This window comes from Xanthomonas sp. BRIP62415, assembly GCF_003993515.1.
Lineage (GTDB): Bacteria > Pseudomonadota > Gammaproteobacteria > Xanthomonadales > Xanthomonadaceae > Xanthomonas > Xanthomonas euroxanthea.
On the sequence record NZ_QEZH01000024.1, the window covers coordinates 1 to 17,611 of the forward strand.

The window sequence follows — 17,611 nt, forward strand, 5'->3', positions numbered from 1 at the left end:
GGAGGCGGGGGCGGCGGCGGGCTTACCGCGGTCGGCTCGTATTGCGCCCGGAACTTGGCCAGCAGCGGCACGCCGAGCTGCTGCGAGAGCAGGTCGATCTCGCTGGTGCCGTAGGCCAGTGCCACCGGCAATACGCCGGCATCGCGCAGACCGTCCAGCAGCGCCTTGGCCGTGTCCAGGTCCGGCAACTGCGACAGCCCGCCGAAATCCAGGATCACCGCCGCGCGTCCGAACAACTTCGGCGCGCGGGTCACGCGTTCGCGCATCTCGCGCACCAGGCGCGGGACGTCCAGCGTGCGCACGCGCAGGTTGGCGATGCCCACCTGGCCGATCTTCAGTTCGCCGGCCTGTTCGAAATCCACATTCACGCTTGCCACGCCTCAGCTCCCCGTCGACGGGTTGTCGGTGGCGGCATGCCGCGGCCGGCCGACCCACGGCAGATGGTCCGGCAACTTGCCGGCATAGGTCTCCTTGACCCACGGATAGCTGCACATGTCTTTCATCAGCATGCTGGCGCGCACCTCGACATCGGCCATGGTGTTCTGGCCGACCTCGCGAAAGCCGAAGCTGCCATGGAACAGCAACGCCGCATCGGCGCCATGGTCCAGGAACACTTCGCAGGCCAGTTGCGGGTAGCGCAACTCGGTATAGCTCTGCACATCGGCATAGAACGCACGCCCGACGCCGCCGCCGCGACGGCGGCTGGCGACCACGATGCGGTCGATATAGAAGAATTCCGGGTGACGGTCCCGGAACCAGGCGAAATTGCTGCTGTCATGCGCACTGCCGCTGCCGAACCCGACCAGGAACCCGGCCAGGTTGCCGTCGCGCTCGGCGACGCGGAAATATTCGGCCTGCTCGTAGAAACGTTGCAGCTTGGTTGAATCCAGCGGCAGGATTGCCAGTCCGGCATTGTTGTTCAGGGCCAGGACGGAATCGAGCTCGTGCTCGCGCACGTCGCGGATAACGATCGACATTGGGACTCCGTGGGGTAACGCTCTCGACCCGAAATCGGATCTGTGTCGGATTATTGCATGCGTGGCCTGAAGCGGCGACCCGCCATGTGCCGGCCCTGTGCGTACGAGGCGGCCGCACCACGCCGACGCCGGGAGGTCTTGCTGCCGGGACCGTCCGTCCGTGCAAGCACAAGCATGACTTCCGGCAAGAGGGCAGCTGCCCGGCGAGCGCCTAAGATGCCTGCATGTTGGGATACCTCAGTCATACGCGCGTCCTGCGCTTCGCCGGCCTGTTCACCTGGGCGATGATCGCCATGCCGTTGGTGTACACCTACTGGCCGGCCGCCGAGGAGGGCGACCACCGCAGCGTGGCCGAGGGCCTGCTGATGTCGGCGTTCTTCGTCGGTTTCGGCGCCAGCTACTTCTGGCTGACCCGCGGCCTGAGCAGCGGCGGCCACGCCCATTGGTACGACCGGCTGATCCTGCTGCTGCTGACCATCTTCGCGCTGGCGGTGAGCTATCTGAGCGGAACCGGGCTGGGCAGCATCCTGATGATGGTGGCGGCCGGGGTGATCCCCTGGTTGCTGCCGCTGCGCATCGGCGTGGCCTGGCTGGTACTCAGCCAGCTGGCGGTGCTGCCGGTGTTCTATTACCTGCGCCCGGACTTCACCCTGTTCGCCGCGCTGATGCAGTCGTTGCTGTACGGCGGCTTCTCGATGTTCATTTTCGTGACCAGCCTAGTCGCGCGCCAGCAGACCGATGCCCGCGAAGAACAGCGCCGACTCAATGCCGAGCTGCGCGCCACCCGCGCGCTGCTGGCCGAAAGCGCCCGCGTCAACGAGCGCACCCGCATCTCGCGCGAACTGCACGACCTGCTCGGCCACCACCTCACCGCGCTGAGCCTGAACCTGGAAGTGGCCGGCCACATCACCGACGGCCAGGCCCAGGAGCATGTGCGCCAGGCGCATACGCTGGCCAAGCTGCTGCTCACCGATGTGCGCGAAGCGGTCAGCCAGCTGCGCGACAGCGGCGCGATCGACCTGGAAGCGGCCCTGCGCCCGCTGGTGACCCAGGTGCCCTCGCTGGACATCCATCTGGACATCGCCCAGCCGCTGACCCTGGACGATCCCGAGCGCGCGCATGTGCTGCTGCGCTGTACCCAGGAAATCATCACCAATGCGGTGCGCCACGCCGGTGCGCGCAACCTGTGGATCCAGGTGCGCCGGGACGGAGACAGCGTGCTGATCGACGCGCGCGACGACGGCCAAGGCGCCGAGACGGTGGCGCCCGGTAACGGGCTACGCGGCATGCGCGAACGGCTGAACCAGTATGGTGGCCAGTTGGAGATCCAGACCCGGCGGGGTGGCGGCTTCGGCCTGCGCATCTCCGTTCCAGGCGCGCCGGCACTGATGCCTGCGGCCGTTACTCAAGGAGTGTTTTGATGATCCGTGTGTGCCTGGTCGACGACCAAACCCTGGTACGCCAGGGCATCCGCTCGCTGCTGGCGCTGGACAACGGCATCGAAGTGGTGGCCGAGGCCTCCGACGGCAAGCAGGCGGTGGAGCAGATCCCGCAGATCCAGCCCGACGTGGTGCTGATGGACATGCGCATGCCGGTGATGTCCGGCCTGGAAGCGCTGCAGATGCTCTCGCGCAACGGCACGCTGCCGCCGACCATCATCCTGACCACCTTCGACGACGACCAGCTGGTGCTGGCCGGACTCAAGGCCGGCGCCAAGGGCTATCTGCTCAAGGACGTCTCGCTGGAGCAGCTGGTCGGCGCGATCCGCACCGTGGCCGACGGCGGCTCGCTGGTGCAGCCGGCGGTGACCCAGCGCCTGCTGTCGGGCCTGGAGCACATGCGCAACGAGTTCGTCAGCCTGGACCGGCCCGATCCGCTGACCGACCGCGAGACCGAGATCCTGCGGCTGATGGCCAGCGGCTTTTCCAACAAGGAGATCGCCAACTCGCTGGGCGTGGCCGAGGGCACCATCAAGAACCACGTCTCCAACATCCTGTCCAAGCTCGGCGTGCGTGACCGCACCCGCGCGGTGTTGAAGGCCTTCGAACTGCAATTGGTCTGATCGGCAACGCAGGTGGCGCTGCTTCCGGCCTGCGGCGGTGCGTGCGCTCCGCCGCGCGTGCGCCAGCGGGCGCGGCGGGGTGGTCTGGTCGTTTCCGGACCGGATACAGCGCGCTGCCGGAGGCCGAAAACGGCGCCGGCAGCCATCGCATCACACACAGGCATCGCGCGATGTGCATGATAGCTGCGCGCACTCTGCCCAAACCCTTGTGCAGGTTGGGATTGCGCAGTCATGGACCGCGCGGTTGCGCGGTGGATGACACCGCAAGACCGCGCTACCCGTCGCACAACTGAACATCTTTCTCGAAGCCTGCTAGGATGGCGGCTTCGCTTCACTCAACCCGGCCGTGGGATCGGCCCCGGAGACCTCCTGAATGACCCGTATTATCGAGTTCCTGATCGCCTTGGGGATCGTGGCTGGCTTGTTTGTCGTGGTGGGCTTGGTGTTGCCCTCGGAGCGGCAGATGTCCGAGAGTGTTGAGACCAACCGCAGGATGACGATTGTTTACGACACCGTGAACAGCTTCCGTCGTTTCAAGGATTGGAACCCGCTTGTGCTGCGTGACCCGAAGATCCAGCTGAAGCTGGTCGGCCCGGAAGAGGGCAAGGGTGCACGCGTCGAATACAGCTCCACCGAAGGCTACATCGGCGACGGCAGCTGGGAGATCACCAACAGCGTCAAGAACGAGCGTGTTGAGATTTCGATCGACGATCCCACCAAGGGCTACGACAAAGTCACCAACTTCACCCTTGCGCCGACTGGCAAGAACAACAAGAACGTCAAGATCACCCAGGACTACAGCGTCAAGTACGGCTGGAACCTGTTCGGTCGTTATGCCGGTCTGTATGTCAGCCGCCACGTGGGCGACGACCTGAAGCTGGGTCTGTCGCGTCTGGCGACTGCACTGGCCACCGTGCCGAATTTCGACTACCGCGCCCAGCTCGACGGCAAGCCGGTGTTGAGCGATCTCAAGATCGTCGATGTGCCGGCCGAGGACCTGTTGGTCGTCAACGCAGGCAACATCGATCGTGACAACGAGACGATCAAGAAATCGATCAAGGACAACCAGGAGTGGATCAAGCGCGTGATGGACGCCAACGGCCTCGAGGCTGCTGGTCCGGTCCGTATCGTGACCACCGACTTTGCCTCCGACAAGTACGCCTTCGACGTGGTGCAGCCGGTCCGCAAGCGTGCCGGTGGCGCGCCGAAGACCGACGCCAAGGCCGACACCGCCAAGGCTGATGCCAAGAAGGATGACGCCGCGGCTGCCGCACCTGTGGATGCAACGCCGGTTGCTGCCACGGGCGAGGAGTTGAAGGTCAACATCCCGTCGGAAGCACCGGTCAAGTACGAGCGCACCAAGGCACACCGTTCCGCATTTGCGACCTATGCAGGCCACATGGCTGGCCTGGATGCAGTGCGTAGCTCCCTGCGTGCCTGGGCTGCCACCAACGGCAACGACGTGACCGAGCGTCCGTACGAGTCGTGGAAGGGCGGCGTGGACAAGTCGTTTACACAGGACGGTACCTACGACGTCTACTGGGCCATCAAGTAATCGTTTCGCCACGATGACCTGATCCAGACCAAAACGCGCCGCAGTCCTGCGGCGCGTTTTTTTTTGCGCCACGGCGCTGCAATGGAACCGCCTTCATGTCCCTGCTCGAACGTCGCAAGAAACATCCTTCGCTGCTGGCGTGTTGCGGCGCCTTGCTGGCCGCCATCGCGGTGGGCCTGTCGGCCTATGCCTCGCATGGCGTGACCGATGCGCTGGTGCAATCGCGGCTGCAACTGGCAGCGCTGTATGCCTTCGGCCACGGCGCCGTGCTGACGGTGCTCGGCGCCACCGAGACGCGTGCGCTTGGCCGGATCGGCCTGTATCTGCTGTTGCTCGGCACGCTGCTGTTTGCCGGCAGCCTGGCCGGTGGCGCGGTGTTGCACTGGCCGACCAGCCTGGCGCCGATTGGCGGGGTCAGCCTGATGCTGGGCTGGGTGGTGCTGGCGATCGGCGCGTTGAGGCGCTGAGCATGCCGCGCCACGCCCGCGGATTCGATGTGGAGGCCGCATTCGCGCACCTGACCCGGCGCGATCGCGCGCTGGGTGCATGGATGAAGCGCATCGGCCCGATTGCCGCGCAGCCGGGTTGGCGCAAGCCGTTCGACCCGGTGGATGCGTTGGCGCGCGCGATCCTGTTTCAGCAGCTCAGCGGCAAGGCCGCATCGACAATCGTGGCACGGGTGGAAGTGGCCATCGGTGCGTCGCGCCTGCATGCAGACACGCTTGGTCGCATCGACGATGCGGCACTGCGTGCGTGCGGTGTCTCCGGCAACAAGTCGCTGGCCTTGCGCGATCTGGCGCGCCGTGAGCGCGATGGCGAGATTCCTTCCCTGCGCAAGCTCGCCTTCATGGACGAGGAAGCGATTGTCCAGGCCCTGGTGCCGGTGCGCGGCATCGGCCGCTGGACGGTGGAAATGATGCTGATGTTCCGGCTAGGTCGCCCGGACCTGCTGCCCGTCGACGACCTTGGCGTGCGCAAGGGCGCCCAGCGCGTGGACAGACAGGAGCAGATGCCGACGCCGAAGGAACTGGCCATCCGCGGCGAACGCTGGGGGCCGTACCGCAGCTATGCCGCGTTCTATCTGTGGAAGATCGCCGACTTCAGCGTGGCTGCCAAGGTGCCGACACCGCGCTCGCAGGAGTGATCGCGCACGGGACCCGTGCGCGACCGTCGCACGCATCAGCCTGCATGCCAGCGCCAATGCCACGGCTCGTAGACGATGCCGTGCAGGTTATTGCGTGGGTAGCTCAAACGATAGCCAAAACGCGGTGCGTGGCTGCTCAGCCAGGCAAACGCAGCCGTGGCCTCAAACGATTCTTCTGCCGGCGGTTCGCCCGGGGTGCCGATATCCAGTGCGTCGCCACTGTGGTGTTCGCTGAAACCGGGGGCGGCATTGACTGCCAGGATCTGTTCGAGTGTGAGTCCGCGCCCGAACTTGCGCTCGAAGATGCCCAGTTGATAATCGTGGCTGCGGTAGCCGGAGATGGCATCCAGCACGATGTCCGCGTGCAATGCGGCGGCGCGCATGAAGTGCCACGCACGCGCGGCGCCGGCGCTGAGCCATAGCGGCCGATCGAAGCGATCGTGCCCGGCAAAGTGCAAGGTCGCCGGCTCGGCGGTCAGCTGCAGGCCGGTTCGCTGCACATAGTCGTCTGCGTCCAGCCCGAGTTGGGTCAAGCGGTTTTGTAAGCCGTCGATGGCCAGCACTGCGCCCCGTGCCTGTCGTGCGCGCGCAGCGGTGGCTTGCAGCCGGTCCAGCGCGTCGTCCAGACCCGGCTCGCGTACCAGCCGCGGGATCAACGGCATCATGCCCTGCGGCAGATGCGCGGCCAGATAGCGTCCGTCACGCTTGCGCCGCAGCACCCAATCGGCCTGTGCCAGCACGCGCGCATCCGCGTTGCTGCGCGCGCGCAGCAGGTTTGCCGGCCACAGTTCGATGGCAGTGGTATTGAGCAGCAGGGTCTGGGGCGGGCGCATCGCAACAGGGTAGGGCTAAGCGTGGCGTACGGCCAGCTGGCGCAAATCCTCGAGCAACTGGTGTGGCTGCTCAAGACTGAGGACCACCAGGCCGTTGTCGCGCAACGGCAGAATCAGCACCCGCCTGGAATGGGTCAGCAGATAAAAGCCTCTGGCTGCGGATTTGCTGCGGTAATGCCCCGATTTGAATCCCGGATAACCAAAGCCGAGCAACTGCAGGCCCGGTTTGAACGCCGTGTGTTCGGCCAGGTCGACAATGCGTGCGCTGTCCAGGCGGAGCGCGTGTAGTGGCACACGCTTGGTAAAGAAGGTCGAGCGGACGATCAGGCGGTTGTCGTCCAGCTGGACGCTGCGTCGCGCGTGCGCAACCGTGCACGCCACCGCCACTGTCAGCAGGATGCCCAAATGCCCCATCAGCGTACCGGGTCCGTCATGACTGCTTGCATGCGCGGTAGCGATGAGGCCGGCAGCGATCAACAGCGGTAGCCACAGCCAGATTGCCAGGCTCCAGCGCGTCGCCGGAGCCGCAGCATAGTCGCGTCGGCGCGGCTGCGGGTGTTGCCCGGCACGCCCTTTGGGCGCTGTGGCAGTGCTTTGGGGTGAGCCGGATCGCTTCGCCATCTCAGAGCGTCTTCTTCAACGCCAGCGACATTAGCGACGTCGTGCTCGGGGTGCGGTGCCTGGTGAGCTTGGTCAGTTTCCCACCAGAGTGACCTCGCGCAATCGATGCGTCCCGGCTGTCATCGCGCCTGATGTTATCGGCGAGTGTGTGTGTCAGCGCGAGAAGCGGAGAATCCAGCTGCGTGTTCATGTCGGCGGTTCCTTGTCATCGCGCGGTTTTGGCAGGCGCCCGGCCTTGCGCAGGGCATCGCGCAGCAGGTATTCGATCTGCGCGTTGAGGCTGCGCAGTTCGTCGTCGGCCCAGCGCTGCGCGGCGGCCAGTACATCGGCGTTGATGCGCAGCGGATAGGCCTTCTTCTCGCTCATTCGCGCTCCCCGCGGCCGCTGTGGCGGCGCAGGTGCATGACCATCGAGACGATCAACACGTTCACGCCGACCAGCATGCCGATCACCACCGCGTAGATGCCGGCGCGGTTGTCGCCGGCCCAGTACAGGCAGGCGGCACCGACCAGGATGACCAGGCTGATCAAGGCCCAGCGCAGCCCCAGGCCGCGCGCACGCTCGTCGTCGTCCGCACCGATGGAGGCGGCGATTGCCAGTGCAGGCAAGCCGGACAGCGCGACGACCAACGGCACCATGACATTCATTGCATCACCTCAATACAGCGAGCCGGCGTTGACCACCGGTTGGGTCCCGCGATCAGAACACAGCACGGTGAGCAGGTTGCTGACCATGTGCGCCTTGCGCTCTTCGTCCAGCTGCACCACGCCGTTTTTCTGCAGCTCGGACAAGGCCATTTCCACCATGCCCACCGCACCGGCGACGATGCGCGTGCGTGCGGCGATCACCGCATTGGCCTGCTGACGCTGCAACATGGCCTGGGCGATTTCCGGCGCGTAGGCGAGGTGGCTGATGCGCGCCTCGATCACGTCCACGCCGGCCTGGGTGAGGCGTTCGTCCAGATGGCGCTTGAGCTGCTCGCTGATCTCGGCCGGATGGCTGCGCAGCGAGATCTGATCGTCTTCGTGCTGGTCGTAGGGGTAGCTGGTGGCCATCGCGCGCAGCGCCGCTTCGGACTGGATATGCACGAAGCTCTCGTAGTCGTCGACGTTGTAGACCGCCTCGGAGGCATCCAGCACCTGCCACACGATCACCGCGGCGATCTCGATCGGGCTGCCGTCCAGTTCGTTGACCTTGAGCCGGCCGCTTTCGAAGTTGCGTACGCGCTGGCTGACCCGGCGCTTGGCGTAGAAGGGGCTGTTCCAGCGCAGGCCCGGGTCCTTGACCGTGCCGACGTACTTGCCGAACAGGCTCAACACCGCCGCCTGGTTCGGTTCCAGGGTGTACAGGCCGGCCAGGAAGAAGATGCCAGCCGCCCCGACCACACCGGTGGTGATCAGTGCTGCAGGCTTGGCGTCGCCGGTGAGCAGCATCCAGACAGCAGCGGCGAATGCCGCAGCGGCGACGAGAACGACGGGGATGCCCGGCAGTGAGCTGATCGGCTTCTCTTTCATGAGGGCGGTGTCCTTGGGAAGTGCAAAAAAGATATCAAAGTGATATCAGTCGATGCAAGGCCTTCGGTCGTCGGTCGTGATGGCTGCCCGTTAGAATGGCGGCCCCCCATCCGATCTGGACCGCGCTCATGACTACTCTCGGCACGCCGTTGTCGCCTTCCGCCACCCGCGTGTTGCTGCTGGGCTCGGGCGAGCTGGGCAAGGAAGTGGCGATCGAATTGCAGCGCTTCGGGGTGGAAGTGATCGCCGCCGATCGCTACGCCAACGCGCCGGCGATGCAGGTCGCACACCGTTCGCATGTGCTGGACATGCTCGATCCGCAGGCGCTGCGCGCACTGATCGCCCAGGAGCAACCGCACCTGATCGTGCCGGAGATCGAGGCGATCCATACCGAAACGCTGGTCGCGCTGGAACGCGAGCAGGGCCAGCGGGTCATCCCGACCGCGCGCGCCGCACGGCTGACCATGGACCGCGAAGGCATCCGCCGCCTGGCAGCCGAGACGCTGGGCCTGCCGACCTCGCCGTATCGCTTTGTCGACACGGCCGCCGAGTACCGCGAGGCGATCGCCGCGGTCGGCCTGCCGTGCGTGGTCAAGCCGGTGATGTCGTCCTCGGGCAAGGGCCAGAGCACCGTGCGCAGCGAAGCGGACATCGATGCGGCCTGGGAGTACGCCCAGACCGGCGGACGCGCCGGTGCCGGCCGCTGCATCGTCGAGGGCTTCATCGACTTCGATTACGAGATCACCCTGCTGACCGTGCGGCATGCTGGCGGCACGTCGTTCTGCGACCCGATCGGGCATTGGCAGAAGGATGGCGACTACCGCGAAAGCTGGCAGCCGCAGCCGATGTCAGCGGCCGCCCTGCAACGCGCGCAGCAGATCGCGCAGGCCATCACCGACGACCTGGGCGGCCTGGGCCTGTTCGGCGTGGAGTTGTTCGTCAAGGGCGACGAGGTCTGGTTCAGCGAAGTCTCGCCGCGCCCGCACGACACCGGCCTGGTCACGCTGGTGTCGCAGGACCTGAGCGAATTCGCATTGCACGCCCGTGCGATTCTCGGCCTGCCGGTCGGTGCGCAGGACGGTGGCGTGATCCGTCAGAGCGGCCCGTCGGCCTCGTGCGCGCTGCTTGCCCATGGCCATGGCGTCCCGGTGTTCGACAACGTCGCGCAGGCCCTGCGCGACCCGGATGCCGCGTTGCGTCTGTTCGGCAAACCGCGCGTGGACGGTCACCGCCGCGTCGGCGTCACCCTGGCGCGCGCGGACAGCATCGACGCCGCGCGCGCGAAGGCGCGTACGGCCGCCGAGGCATTACAGGTTCAACTGGACGCCTGAGTGCGGTGATCGGCATGGCGCGATTGCGGCGACAAGCTGCATTCGCGCCACGCCACAAGCAACAGCCCGACCCTTCGAATCCCCAATCCCCAATCACGGCTCCCCAGCCACATCCACCCACACCGCATGATGATCGCTGCCGTCGGCAATGGCCGCTTCGGGCGCGGTGCTGGCGGGCCAGAAGATGCCGCTGCCGATCAAGCTGAACTGGCGCGAAGGCAGCACGTAGTCCAGGCGCATCGTGCCCGCCTGCGGCCCGAAGTCGCCGGTGACCTGGTGCGCATCGCCCTTGTGCGCGATGCCTTGCGCGGCGTACTCGGCGGTTTTTTCCGGGCCGCCTGCACTGTGCGGCGCGGGGTACTGCAGCACCCGCGGGTGCGTGACCAACGCGCGGATCGCATCGTGCCGGCCGGCGCCATCGACCGGGTCGTTATTGAGATCGCCGAGAATGACGAAGCGCGCATCGGCGGGCAGCCCGCCGATGCGGCCCTGGTCGTCGCACAGCCAGCCGGCGTCCTTGGGATTGTCCAGGTACTCGCGCCATAGCCGCAGTTCGTCATGGTTGCGTGCGACGTTGCGCTTTTCGGCGCCATCGAACACCGGCGGGGTGGGGTGCGAGACCAGCGCATGCACCACACCGAGCGGCGTGCGCACCGGCACGTCCCAATGCGATTTGGACGACAGCCGCAGCTGCGCCCAGATCGCATCGCGATAGAACGATCGTTTGCTGGATGGGTCGGTCGGCCGCAGCGCGCCCGGCAGTGCGCTCCATTTCAACAACTGGAAACTGCGCACCGCCTGCGCATCGATCGGGTAGCGCGACAGCACCAGCATGCCGTACTGGCCGGGGTGCAGTCCGTAGCCCCAGGCATCGTTGCCGCGGGTGCGGCCGTCGCCACCGATGCTGCCGTTGTTGTCCAGATCCAGGCCGCTCGGCACGCCGGTGTTGACCGGGGCCAGATAGCGGTACGGATAGCGCAACGCCTCGCCGCCGCCCGGCTGGGCAACCTGCAGATAGCGCTGCTGGAACAGGTCGGCGGCGCGGTGCTCGGGGTCGAAATCGAACTCGTTGAGCAGCACCAGATCCGGGCGTACCCGCTGCAGCACTGCGGCGATCTTGCGCGCGTGTGCGCTGTCGCCTTGCAGCTCGCGCACCAGGCCGCCGGCTTGGTCGGAATACAGCGAGGTGTTGTAGGTGGCGATGCGCAGCCGGGCCGGCGCGGAGGCGGCAGTTGCCTTGGCGCTTGTATCCGGAGAGGTCGCCTGATGTGCGCAGGCGGCGCACAGCGCGGTCAGCGCAAGCAGTAAGAAAGGTCTGATCATCGCCACATTCTCGCATGTGCAAGACGACAGGCCGATGTCGTCCCGGCGTGGTTCAACCTTCCGGTGCAGCGGCAGGAAGCCCGCGCCATTGGCGGCCGTCGTAGGCCTCCAGCGCGCTGAAGCGGCGCTTATAGTTCATCTTGGCATGGCCGTCGATCCAGTAGCCCAGATACACATGCGCGCGGCGCTCGCGTTGCGCCCACTGGATCTGCTGCAGGATCGCGAATGTGCCCAGGCTGCGCGCAGTGGCATCCGGTGCGTAGAACGTATACACCGCCGACAACGCATGATCGGTGACATCGGTGACCGCAACGGCGAGCAGTCGCCCCGGCGCGTGCGCCACTGCGGGTTCGCGAATTTCCAGGAAGCGTCCATGCGACCAGCCGCCGATCAGGAACTGGTCGAATTCGGTGGCGCCATGTTCGTCCATGCCGCCGCCGGGATGGCGGTGCTGGAGGTACTGCCGGTACAACGCGAGTTGTTCGTCGGTGCGTTCGGCGGCGACCACGCGCACCACCAGGTCCGTGTTGCGCGCCAGGCAGCGGCGCTGGCTGCGATCGGGGCGGAACGCATCCACCGCGATGCGCACCGGCACGCAGGCGCGGCAATGTTCGCAATGCGGCCGGTAGACAAGATCGCCGGAGCGACGGAATCCCCATGCCAGGGCCTGCGGATAGATCGCGCCCAGCCGCGGATCGTGCGGATCCAGCACCAGGTCGCGTGCGCGGCGGTCGGACCAGTAGCCACAGGCATGCTCGCCCGTCTGGAACAGGCGCAGGTCGTCATGGGTGTCGGCGTGGATGGCCATGGCGTCAGGATAGCGCCTGCGCGTCGCAACAGCGGCGACTGTCCGCCGGATGAATACGCCCGGTCGCCGCGTCAACGCGCGCGCCGATGGCTCGTTGATGTGGGTGTTGGTGGCAGCGCACGGTGGATCCGGATGCGCCACCCACGCGATGCGGCCCATGCAGGTGCCGCGTGTGGTTCCCACATCCCAGGAGTTTCCCATGACGTCTCGCAAACCGTTTCTCGCACTGGCCGTGCTGGCTGCCCTGTCCACCGGCGCGGTGTTCGCCGCTCCGCCTGCCGCCGGCGATGCGCCGCGTCCTGCCAAACTCGACAAGAACGGCGATGGCGTGATCGATCGCAGCGAGGCCGCTGCCGACCCCAAGCTGGCCGCACAGTTCGACACCCTGGACACCAACAAGGACGGCAAGCTGTCGCGCGACGAGCGCCCGCATCACCGCGGCCCGGGGCGTAGTGGACGTGGTGAATGGATGAGCAAGCTCGATACCAACAAGGACGGCCGCATCAGCCGCGAAGAAGCCAAGGCCGAGCCCAAGTTCGCTGCGCGTTTCGATGAGATGGACGTCAACAAGGACGGCTTTGTCGATCGCGCCGACCGTGAACTGCGCATGCAGCAGCATCGCGACGCGTGGTTTGCCAAGGCCGACACCGACAAGGACGGCAAGCTGAGCAAGGCCGAGTTCGATGCCGCATCCAAGCAGCGTGGCGAGCATGGCCCGCGCGGTCCGGGCGAGCATGGCGAGCACGGCAAGCGTCCGATGCCGGCCAAGCCTGCTGCGGGCAACTGAGTTCCTCCCGTCGCGGTAGCGCTACCCGGTCGCAGTGCTGCGACCGGGGCAGTCCCCGCATCCGCTGCAGCATGTAAATCGCACTACGCAACAAGGCGCCGATCGACCGACGGCCTCCTGCGCAAGCAGGGGGCCGTTTTTTGTTGATTGGACATGTTCGCCATTGGTGCCTGCGGCGGTGACGTCACGCCGGGATCAGAGCATCCCCAGCTTCATGTAGTGCCGCAGGATGGGCAGCATGACTGCCGCCGTGCTCACCAGCGTCGCACCCGGGCTGAACATGCAGCGATACAGCAGCGGTGCCTGCGTGCTGCCGCGTCGTTGCGCATCGCGTTCCAGCATCGGGCGCATGACGCGGGGCAGCACCCGGATGGATTGATAGTTGAGCACCGCCACGCCTGCGCAGAGCATCAGCAACGACGCCCACGCGCCCGCATCCAGATGTTTCAACAGCAGCGTGCCGCCCACCACCAGCACCGATGTCAGCGTGGTGGCGTGCAGGAAACGACGGATCGCGGCGGCCTCGGCGGCGGTCTGCGCAAAGCGCAGCAGATACCAGCACGACCAGTACGTGCCGACTCCAGCAACCAGCACGGCGCCGGCGGCGAACAGCGCCGGCATGCCAAGCCAGAGGCTCAGCGCACCGGCAGCGCCGCCCCCACCCAGTGCCGATCCGGTCAGCCCGCTCACGCCTAACTTGCCCGCGCCACCCATGCCCCTCAGCACGATGGCTGCGCTCGCCGTCCCGGGTGCGGCCAGCAGGGTTGCCGAGGTCACCGCAGTGGCAAAGGCCACGCTGGGCGCGCTGCCACGCGCGAATTCGCCGAACCGGCGCAGCAGCTCGCCGCGCACGCTGGCCCGCGCCCGCGACAGGCGCTTGCGCACGGCCGCGTCGCTGAGGCCTAGCAGTGCGGCGACCTGCCGTGAACTCTGGCCTTCGCGGTAGTACAGCAGCAGCGTCTCGCGGCTTTCCTCGGGCAATGCCGAAATGATGTCGAGCGCGGCGATTTCTTCTTCCACCTGCAGCAGATGGTCGGCGGGCGAGGGGGCCGGGTCGGCGGCCATGGCGATCGCAAGCTCGGCCGCCTCGCCGCTGAGTGCACGATGCCGGTTGGCGCGCAGCCAGTCGCGCGCCAGGTTGCGGGTGATCTGCCGCAGCCAGGGCAGGAAGCTGGCCGGCTGATGCAATTGTGCCAGTCGCTGCCAGGCGCGCAGGAAGGCTTCCTGTGCGATGTCTTCGCTGGCAGCGATATCGCGGGTGATCGCCAGCGCGATGGCGGTCACCGTGTTCTGGCAGGCGCGCACGATGCGGCCATACGCCTGCTGGCAGCCGGCGGCAGCGACCGGCAATTCGTGTTGCAGCATCAGCTCCAGCGTGTCGGAGTGCATCGGCGTGATCCATGTCCTGGTCCCAGCATGACGCATGCGAGCGCCGGATGTGACCGGGGGGATGGTGGTGGCGCGCCGACCGCAGCGACGGGTGGCCGCGTTGCACCCTGGCTGATCGCGCTCAGCGCGCCGGCTGGATCCGCACGCGCACTTCTTCGTCCTCTGCGGCTGGCGGCGCCGTGGTGCCGGCAGGCGCCTGCCGCGCTGCCGGCTGTGCCGCCGGCCCGACTGCGTCGGGCGCATTGCGATGGCGCAGCACCACGAACATGGCGACCGCGCCGATCACCAGCAGCAGTACCAGCCGGATGCGCCAGGCCCAGCTGCGCGCGTTGGTGCTGGAGCCGTTTTCGCCGTCGCGGAAGGTGTATTCCACATTCGGCAGATCGCGGCGGGTGGTGTCGAGCAGGCGTGCGTCGCGCAGCAGGTCGCGTGCGCGCGGCTGGTCGTCGGCGTGCACGATCCACACCGTGGGATAGGCCTGCGCGTTGCCCTGTTCGAGGTAGCTGAACTGGCCGCTGCGTTTGCTCTCGTAGGAGCGGCCGTTGCTCATGCGCACGTCGATGCCGGCGTTGCGCAGGAGATCGGCCACGCCTTCGGCGGTTTCGATACGTTGACTGCTGAAGATCTTGCGCATGCTTAAGGGGTGCCGGCGATTGCCGAACAGGGCGCATGGCGAGGGCGCGTGTCCGAGCTGAAGAAGAGGAAAGCCAGGGGCATCGATCCGCGCGGCAAGGTGGACGCGGCAACCGGCATGCCGATGCACGGCCAACGCAGTGGAGACATCAACATGGCACGTCGTTTGCCGGCACGGCGATCGTACTGCCGTCGGGCACCACGCGGATCAGGCCTTCCTGCGTGGTGCTGGCGACCAGCACGCCATCGCGGGTGAAGAACTGCCCGCGCGCCAGGCCACGCGAACCCTGCGCGGTGGGGCTGTCGAGCGAATACAGCAGCCAGTCGTCGGTGCGGAACGGGCGGTGGAACCACAGCGCGTGATCGAGCGAAGCCATCTGCACGTTCGGCGTGTAGTAGCTGATGCCGTGCGGAAACGTGGAGGTGCCCAGCAGCTGAAAATCCGAGGCATATGCCAGCAAGGCCTGGTGCAGGCCCACGTCGTCGCCGACCGGGTCGCTCAGGCGCAGCCACATCTGCTGGAACGGCGGGCGCTTGGGCGGCCTGAGTTCGTCGCGCGGGAAGACATGGCGAAACTCGAACGGCCCGCCACGCGACAGCCAGCGCTGCACCTTGGCAGGCAGCTTCTCCAGCACCTCCGCTGCCAACGGCGGAGTGGGTTCGATGTCTTCGGGCGGCGGCACCACCGGCATCACCGACTGATGCTCGGCGCCGTCCTCGCGCTGCTGGAACGAGGCCGCGCAGAAGAAGATCACCTTGCCGTGCTGGATCGCGGTGACCCGGCGCACCGAAAAACTGCCGCCATCGCGGGTGCGGTCGACGTCGTAGACGATCGGGTGGTCGATGTTGCCGGCGCGCAGGAAATAAGCATGCAGGGAGTGCGCCTGGCGGCCGTTGTCCACGGTGGCCTGCGCGGCCGCCAGCGCCTGGCCCAGCACCTGCCCGCCGAACACGTACTTGGTACCGATATCGCGGCTCTGGCCGCGGAACAGGTTGTCTTCCAGGCGCTCCAGCGACAGCAGGCTGATCAGTTCGGAGACGACGGGTTCAGCAGTGGCGGACAAGTGGCTGGCCTGGGCGTGCGACGGACCGCGATTATAGCGGGCCACCCGTGCGCGCCGTGCCGGTAGCGGCTTCAGGCCTTCTGCAGCCGCGCGACCAAGCCGTGCAAGGCAGCCTGTGCATCGGGCGCGTACCAGCCGTCGACAAAGCGCTCCAGCTGGATCAGCTCCGGTGCCAGCGCCGCGCGCAGATCGGCGCGCGCAATCGCGCGCGTGGTCAGCATCGGCTGGCGTGGCAGCTGCTGCAGCTCCTGCAGCCAGGCCACCGCGCGGGCGGTGACCAGGTCGCCATCGACCAGTTCGTCGACCAGGCCGATCGTGACCGCCTGTTCGGCAGGCAGCAATTGGCCGGAGATCAGCAGGCGCTCGGCGCGGTGCGCACCGACCACACGGCGCAACAGGCGCTGGATGCCTTCCGGTGCGGCTAGGCCCACCTGCACCTCGTTCAAGCCGATCGCATAGGGCCTGGCGGTATCGGCGCTGCGCGCCATCACCCGGTAGTCGCAGCACAGCGCCAGCACGCAGCCGCCGGCCGGCGCATGCCCGCCGATGGCCGCCACCACCGGCACGCGGCTGTTGGCCAGCGCCTGTGCGGCCTCGAAGAAGGCCGTCCAGCTGGCCAGCAACGCGGCACGGTCGGTGCCGTGCGCCAGCAGGTGCGGCACGTCCATGCCACCGGAAAAGATCCGCTCGCTGCCCGACAGCACGATGCCGTCGGTCTCCTCGCCGGCCTGCTGCACCGCAACGCTCAGCGCCTGGCACAACGCGCTGTCCAGTGCATTGACCGGCGGGCGCGCCAGACGGATTTCGCGAAGACGGCCATGGTCTAAGATCTGGATGCTCATTCGGGGCTCCTGGAGGTTGGGTCATGATAGACGGCAGTCGAAGCAGGCGGCGCATGCAGCGGTGCCTGCTGCTGGGTGCGTTGCTGATGCTGGCAAGTGCAGGCGCTGGCGCGCAGTGCCTGCCCGAGTTCAAGGACGGCTGGATCCGCATTCCGCCGCCTGGTGGCATGGGCATGGCAGCGGGATTCGGGCAGTTCCACAACGGCTGTGCGCAGCCGTCGAAGGTCATCGCGGCCAGGAGCAGTGCGTTTGCCGATGTGTCCATCCACGAGACCACGCAGACCAATGGTGTCAGCCGCATGCGCGCGGTGCCGGAGCTGGCGTTGCCGGCCGGCAGGTCGGTGCCGCTTGCGCCGGGCGGTCTGCATCTGATGCTGATGGAAGCGCGTGCGCCGCTGCAGGAAGGCGCGCAGGTGCCGGTGACCTTCACCCTGCAGGATGGCCGCCAGATCAAGACCACGCTGCAGGCGCGCAAGCGCGCGCCGGGGGCGTAACCGCGCGCAGGGCGTGGCTGAGCGAGGCTGTAGCCTCGCAGGCTGCAGTCCTTGCAGAGCCCACTGCGCGATGTAGCCGATCAAACGCGATGCGTGGTGGCGAGCAGGCTGTCACTTCATTGTGTCGGTCCGTTCCCGATCACGCGGCCTGTCGGTGATATCGCGCAGCGGCATGACAGGATCGCTGCAAACAAAAACGGCGGCTCCCGGAAGATCCGCCGTCGTCTTATGGCG

Annotated in this window: 21 protein-coding genes and 1 pseudogene; 8 read left to right on the forward strand and 14 right to left on the reverse strand. The window is 66.9% G+C overall.

The genetic code is table 11. From position 1 onward, the window contains the following. A pseudogene (gene minC / locus EO141_RS11300) lies at positions 1 to 377 on the reverse strand (septum site-determining protein MinC); the annotation flags it as partial. A 3-nt stretch (positions 378 to 380) separates the two neighbouring features. Beyond that, positions 381 to 977, reverse strand: coding sequence for a GNAT family N-acetyltransferase (locus EO141_RS11305; protein WP_104582421.1), 597 nt, complete (start codon positions 975 to 977; stop codon positions 381 to 383). Between the two features lie 224 nt (positions 978 to 1,201). Here EO141_RS11305 and EO141_RS11315 point away from each other — a divergent pair, with 224 nt between their 5' ends. The 5 genes from EO141_RS11315 (at position 1,202) to EO141_RS11335 (ending at position 5,738) form a co-directional block, all read left to right on the forward strand. Then, the gene (locus EO141_RS11315; protein ID WP_127169238.1) at positions 1,202 to 2,398 is read left to right on the forward strand and encodes a sensor histidine kinase; all 1,197 of its coding nucleotides are present in this window, start codon (positions 1,202 to 1,204) and stop codon (positions 2,396 to 2,398) included. After that, positions 2,398 to 3,039, forward strand: a complete 642-nt coding sequence (locus EO141_RS11320) for a response regulator transcription factor (protein ID WP_005990002.1) — start codon at positions 2,398 to 2,400, stop codon at positions 3,037 to 3,039. Before EO141_RS11315 ends, EO141_RS11320 begins: the two co-directional genes overlap by 1 nt. 373 nt (positions 3,040 to 3,412) lie before the next feature. Further along, positions 3,413 to 4,594, forward strand: a complete 1,182-nt coding sequence (locus tag EO141_RS11325) for an SRPBCC family protein (RefSeq protein WP_119132560.1) — start codon at positions 3,413 to 3,415, stop codon at positions 4,592 to 4,594. A gap of 95 nt (positions 4,595 to 4,689) precedes the next feature. Beyond that, complete coding sequence (locus EO141_RS11330) at positions 4,690 to 5,061, forward strand: DUF423 domain-containing protein (RefSeq protein WP_127169239.1); 372 nt, start codon at positions 4,690 to 4,692, stop codon at positions 5,059 to 5,061. 2 nt (positions 5,062 to 5,063) lie between these two features. After that, a complete protein-coding gene (locus tag EO141_RS11335) occupies positions 5,064 to 5,738 on the forward strand; it encodes a DNA-3-methyladenine glycosylase (RefSeq protein WP_115676359.1) in 675 nt (224 codons plus the stop codon). A 35-nt stretch (positions 5,739 to 5,773) separates the two neighbouring features. Here the strand turns inward: EO141_RS11335 and EO141_RS11340 are convergent, their stop codons facing one another. From EO141_RS11340 to EO141_RS11365, 6 genes are read right to left on the reverse strand one after another with little or no spacing between them, the layout of a single operon-like run. Then, complete coding sequence (locus EO141_RS11340; RefSeq protein ID WP_127169240.1) at positions 5,774 to 6,571, reverse strand: M15 family metallopeptidase; 798 nt, start codon at positions 6,569 to 6,571, stop codon at positions 5,774 to 5,776. 15 nt (positions 6,572 to 6,586) lie between these two features. Beyond that, positions 6,587 to 7,192 (reverse strand): PH domain-containing protein, encoded by a 606-nt coding sequence (locus tag EO141_RS11345; RefSeq protein ID WP_127169241.1) that lies wholly within the window; start codon positions 7,190 to 7,192, stop codon positions 6,587 to 6,589. Position 7,193: 1 nt separating this feature from the next. Further along, entirely contained in the window at positions 7,194 to 7,382 is a 189-nt protein-coding gene (locus EO141_RS11350; protein WP_127169242.1) for a hypothetical protein, read from the reverse strand. Further along, a complete protein-coding gene (locus tag EO141_RS11355; RefSeq protein WP_115676363.1) occupies positions 7,379 to 7,558 on the reverse strand; it encodes an Arc family DNA binding domain-containing protein in 180 nt (59 codons plus the stop codon). The genes EO141_RS11350 and EO141_RS11355 overlap by 4 nt, the downstream gene beginning before the upstream one ends. After that, a complete protein-coding gene (locus EO141_RS11360) occupies positions 7,555 to 7,839 on the reverse strand; it encodes a hypothetical protein (RefSeq protein WP_115676364.1) in 285 nt (94 codons plus the stop codon). The genes EO141_RS11355 and EO141_RS11360 overlap by 4 nt, the downstream gene beginning before the upstream one ends. A gap of 9 nt (positions 7,840 to 7,848) precedes the next feature. Next, positions 7,849 to 8,706, reverse strand: coding sequence for an SPFH domain-containing protein (locus tag EO141_RS11365; RefSeq protein WP_127169243.1), 858 nt, complete (start codon positions 8,704 to 8,706; stop codon positions 7,849 to 7,851). Positions 8,707 to 8,834: 128 nt separating this feature from the next. Here EO141_RS11365 and purT point away from each other — a divergent pair, with 128 nt between their 5' ends. Beyond that, positions 8,835 to 10,037, forward strand: a complete 1,203-nt coding sequence (gene purT, locus EO141_RS11370; protein WP_127169244.1) for a formate-dependent phosphoribosylglycinamide formyltransferase — start codon at positions 8,835 to 8,837, stop codon at positions 10,035 to 10,037. Positions 10,038 to 10,130: 93 nt separating this feature from the next. Here purT and EO141_RS11375 read toward each other — a convergent pair whose 3' ends face one another. Both EO141_RS11375 and EO141_RS11380 read right to left on the reverse strand, forming a co-directional pair. Further along, on the reverse strand, positions 10,131 to 11,360 hold the full coding sequence (locus EO141_RS11375; RefSeq protein WP_241236655.1) for an endonuclease/exonuclease/phosphatase family protein: 1,230 nt from the start codon (positions 11,358 to 11,360) through the stop codon (positions 10,131 to 10,133). A 52-nt stretch (positions 11,361 to 11,412) separates the two neighbouring features. Then, the gene (locus tag EO141_RS11380; RefSeq protein WP_164739177.1) at positions 11,413 to 12,327 is read right to left on the reverse strand and encodes an arginyltransferase; all 915 of its coding nucleotides are present in this window, start codon (positions 12,325 to 12,327) and stop codon (positions 11,413 to 11,415) included. Positions 12,328 to 12,367: 40 nt separating this feature from the next. Between EO141_RS11380 and EO141_RS11385 the strand changes: the two genes are divergently transcribed. Further along, positions 12,368 to 12,955, forward strand: a complete 588-nt coding sequence (locus EO141_RS11385) for an EF-hand domain-containing protein (protein ID WP_127169247.1) — start codon at positions 12,368 to 12,370, stop codon at positions 12,953 to 12,955. Between the two features lie 195 nt (positions 12,956 to 13,150). Here the strand turns inward: EO141_RS11385 and EO141_RS11390 are convergent, their stop codons facing one another. The 4 genes from EO141_RS11390 to EO141_RS11405 all read right to left on the reverse strand — a co-directional run bounded on the left by EO141_RS11390 (position 13,151) and on the right by EO141_RS11405 (position 16,883). Further along, entirely contained in the window at positions 13,151 to 14,344 is a 1,194-nt protein-coding gene (locus EO141_RS11390; protein ID WP_127169248.1) for a sigma-70 family RNA polymerase sigma factor, read from the reverse strand. 121 nt (positions 14,345 to 14,465) lie between these two features. Further along, on the reverse strand, positions 14,466 to 14,978 hold the full coding sequence (locus tag EO141_RS11395) for a pathogenicity-like protein (protein WP_104650275.1): 513 nt from the start codon (positions 14,976 to 14,978) through the stop codon (positions 14,466 to 14,468). Between the two features lie 148 nt (positions 14,979 to 15,126). Beyond that, positions 15,127 to 16,041, reverse strand: coding sequence for an acyl-CoA thioesterase II (gene tesB, locus EO141_RS11400; protein ID WP_104582435.1), 915 nt, complete (start codon positions 16,039 to 16,041; stop codon positions 15,127 to 15,129). 71 nt (positions 16,042 to 16,112) lie between these two features. Continuing rightward, positions 16,113 to 16,883: an enoyl-CoA hydratase/isomerase family protein gene (locus tag EO141_RS11405; protein ID WP_104582436.1), complete on the reverse strand. Its 771-nt coding sequence runs from the start codon at positions 16,881 to 16,883 to the stop codon at positions 16,113 to 16,115. 65 nt (positions 16,884 to 16,948) lie between these two features. Here EO141_RS11405 and EO141_RS11410 point away from each other — a divergent pair, with 65 nt between their 5' ends. Further along, positions 16,949 to 17,377 carry a copper chaperone PCu(A)C gene (locus EO141_RS11410; protein WP_127169263.1) on the forward strand — a complete coding sequence of 143 codons (429 nt, stop codon included), beginning with the start codon at positions 16,949 to 16,951 and terminating at the stop codon, positions 17,375 to 17,377. The last annotated feature ends 234 nt before the right edge of the window (positions 17,378 to 17,611 follow it).

Bases quoted from the DNA above. Each gene is read 5' to 3' on its own strand.
- EO141_RS11385 (WP_127169247.1), top strand. From the start codon at position 12,368: ATGACGTCTCGCAAACCGTTTCTCGCACTGGCCGTGCTGGCTGCCCTG.
- EO141_RS11405 (WP_104582436.1), bottom strand. From the start codon at position 16,883: ATGAGCATCCAGATCTTAGACCATGGCCGTCTTCGCGAAATCCGTCTG.
- EO141_RS11320 (WP_005990002.1), top strand. From the start codon at position 2,398: ATGATCCGTGTGTGCCTGGTCGACGACCAAACCCTGGTACGCCAGGGC.
- EO141_RS11315 (WP_127169238.1), top strand. From the start codon at position 1,202: ATGTTGGGATACCTCAGTCATACGCGCGTCCTGCGCTTCGCCGGCCTG.
- EO141_RS11350 (WP_127169242.1), bottom strand. From the start codon at position 7,382: ATGAACACGCAGCTGGATTCTCCGCTTCTCGCGCTGACACACACACTC.
- EO141_RS11325 (WP_119132560.1), top strand. From the start codon at position 3,413: ATGACCCGTATTATCGAGTTCCTGATCGCCTTGGGGATCGTGGCTGGC.
- EO141_RS11365 (WP_127169243.1), bottom strand. From the start codon at position 8,706: ATGAAAGAGAAGCCGATCAGCTCACTGCCGGGCATCCCCGTCGTTCTC.
- EO141_RS11330 (WP_127169239.1), top strand. From the start codon at position 4,690: ATGTCCCTGCTCGAACGTCGCAAGAAACATCCTTCGCTGCTGGCGTGT.
- EO141_RS11305 (WP_104582421.1), bottom strand. From the start codon at position 977: ATGTCGATCGTTATCCGCGACGTGCGCGAGCACGAGCTCGATTCCGTC.
- EO141_RS11345 (WP_127169241.1), bottom strand. From the start codon at position 7,192: ATGGCGAAGCGATCCGGCTCACCCCAAAGCACTGCCACAGCGCCCAAA.
- EO141_RS11375 (WP_241236655.1), bottom strand. From the start codon at position 11,360: ATGATCAGACCTTTCTTACTGCTTGCGCTGACCGCGCTGTGCGCCGCC.
- EO141_RS11355 (WP_115676363.1), bottom strand. From the start codon at position 7,558: ATGAGCGAGAAGAAGGCCTATCCGCTGCGCATCAACGCCGATGTACTG.
- EO141_RS11335 (WP_115676359.1), top strand. From the start codon at position 5,064: ATGCCGCGCCACGCCCGCGGATTCGATGTGGAGGCCGCATTCGCGCAC.
- EO141_RS11395 (WP_104650275.1), bottom strand. From the start codon at position 14,978: ATGCGCAAGATCTTCAGCAGTCAACGTATCGAAACCGCCGAAGGCGTG.
- purT (WP_127169244.1), top strand. From the start codon at position 8,835: ATGACTACTCTCGGCACGCCGTTGTCGCCTTCCGCCACCCGCGTGTTG.
- EO141_RS11390 (WP_127169248.1), bottom strand. From the start codon at position 14,344: ATGCACTCCGACACGCTGGAGCTGATGCTGCAACACGAATTGCCGGTC.
- EO141_RS11340 (WP_127169240.1), bottom strand. From the start codon at position 6,571: ATGCGCCCGCCCCAGACCCTGCTGCTCAATACCACTGCCATCGAACTG.
- EO141_RS11360 (WP_115676364.1), bottom strand. From the start codon at position 7,839: ATGAATGTCATGGTGCCGTTGGTCGTCGCGCTGTCCGGCTTGCCTGCA.
- EO141_RS11380 (WP_164739177.1), bottom strand. From the start codon at position 12,327: ATGGGCCGCATCGCGTGGGTGGCGCATCCGGATCCACCGTGCGCTGCC.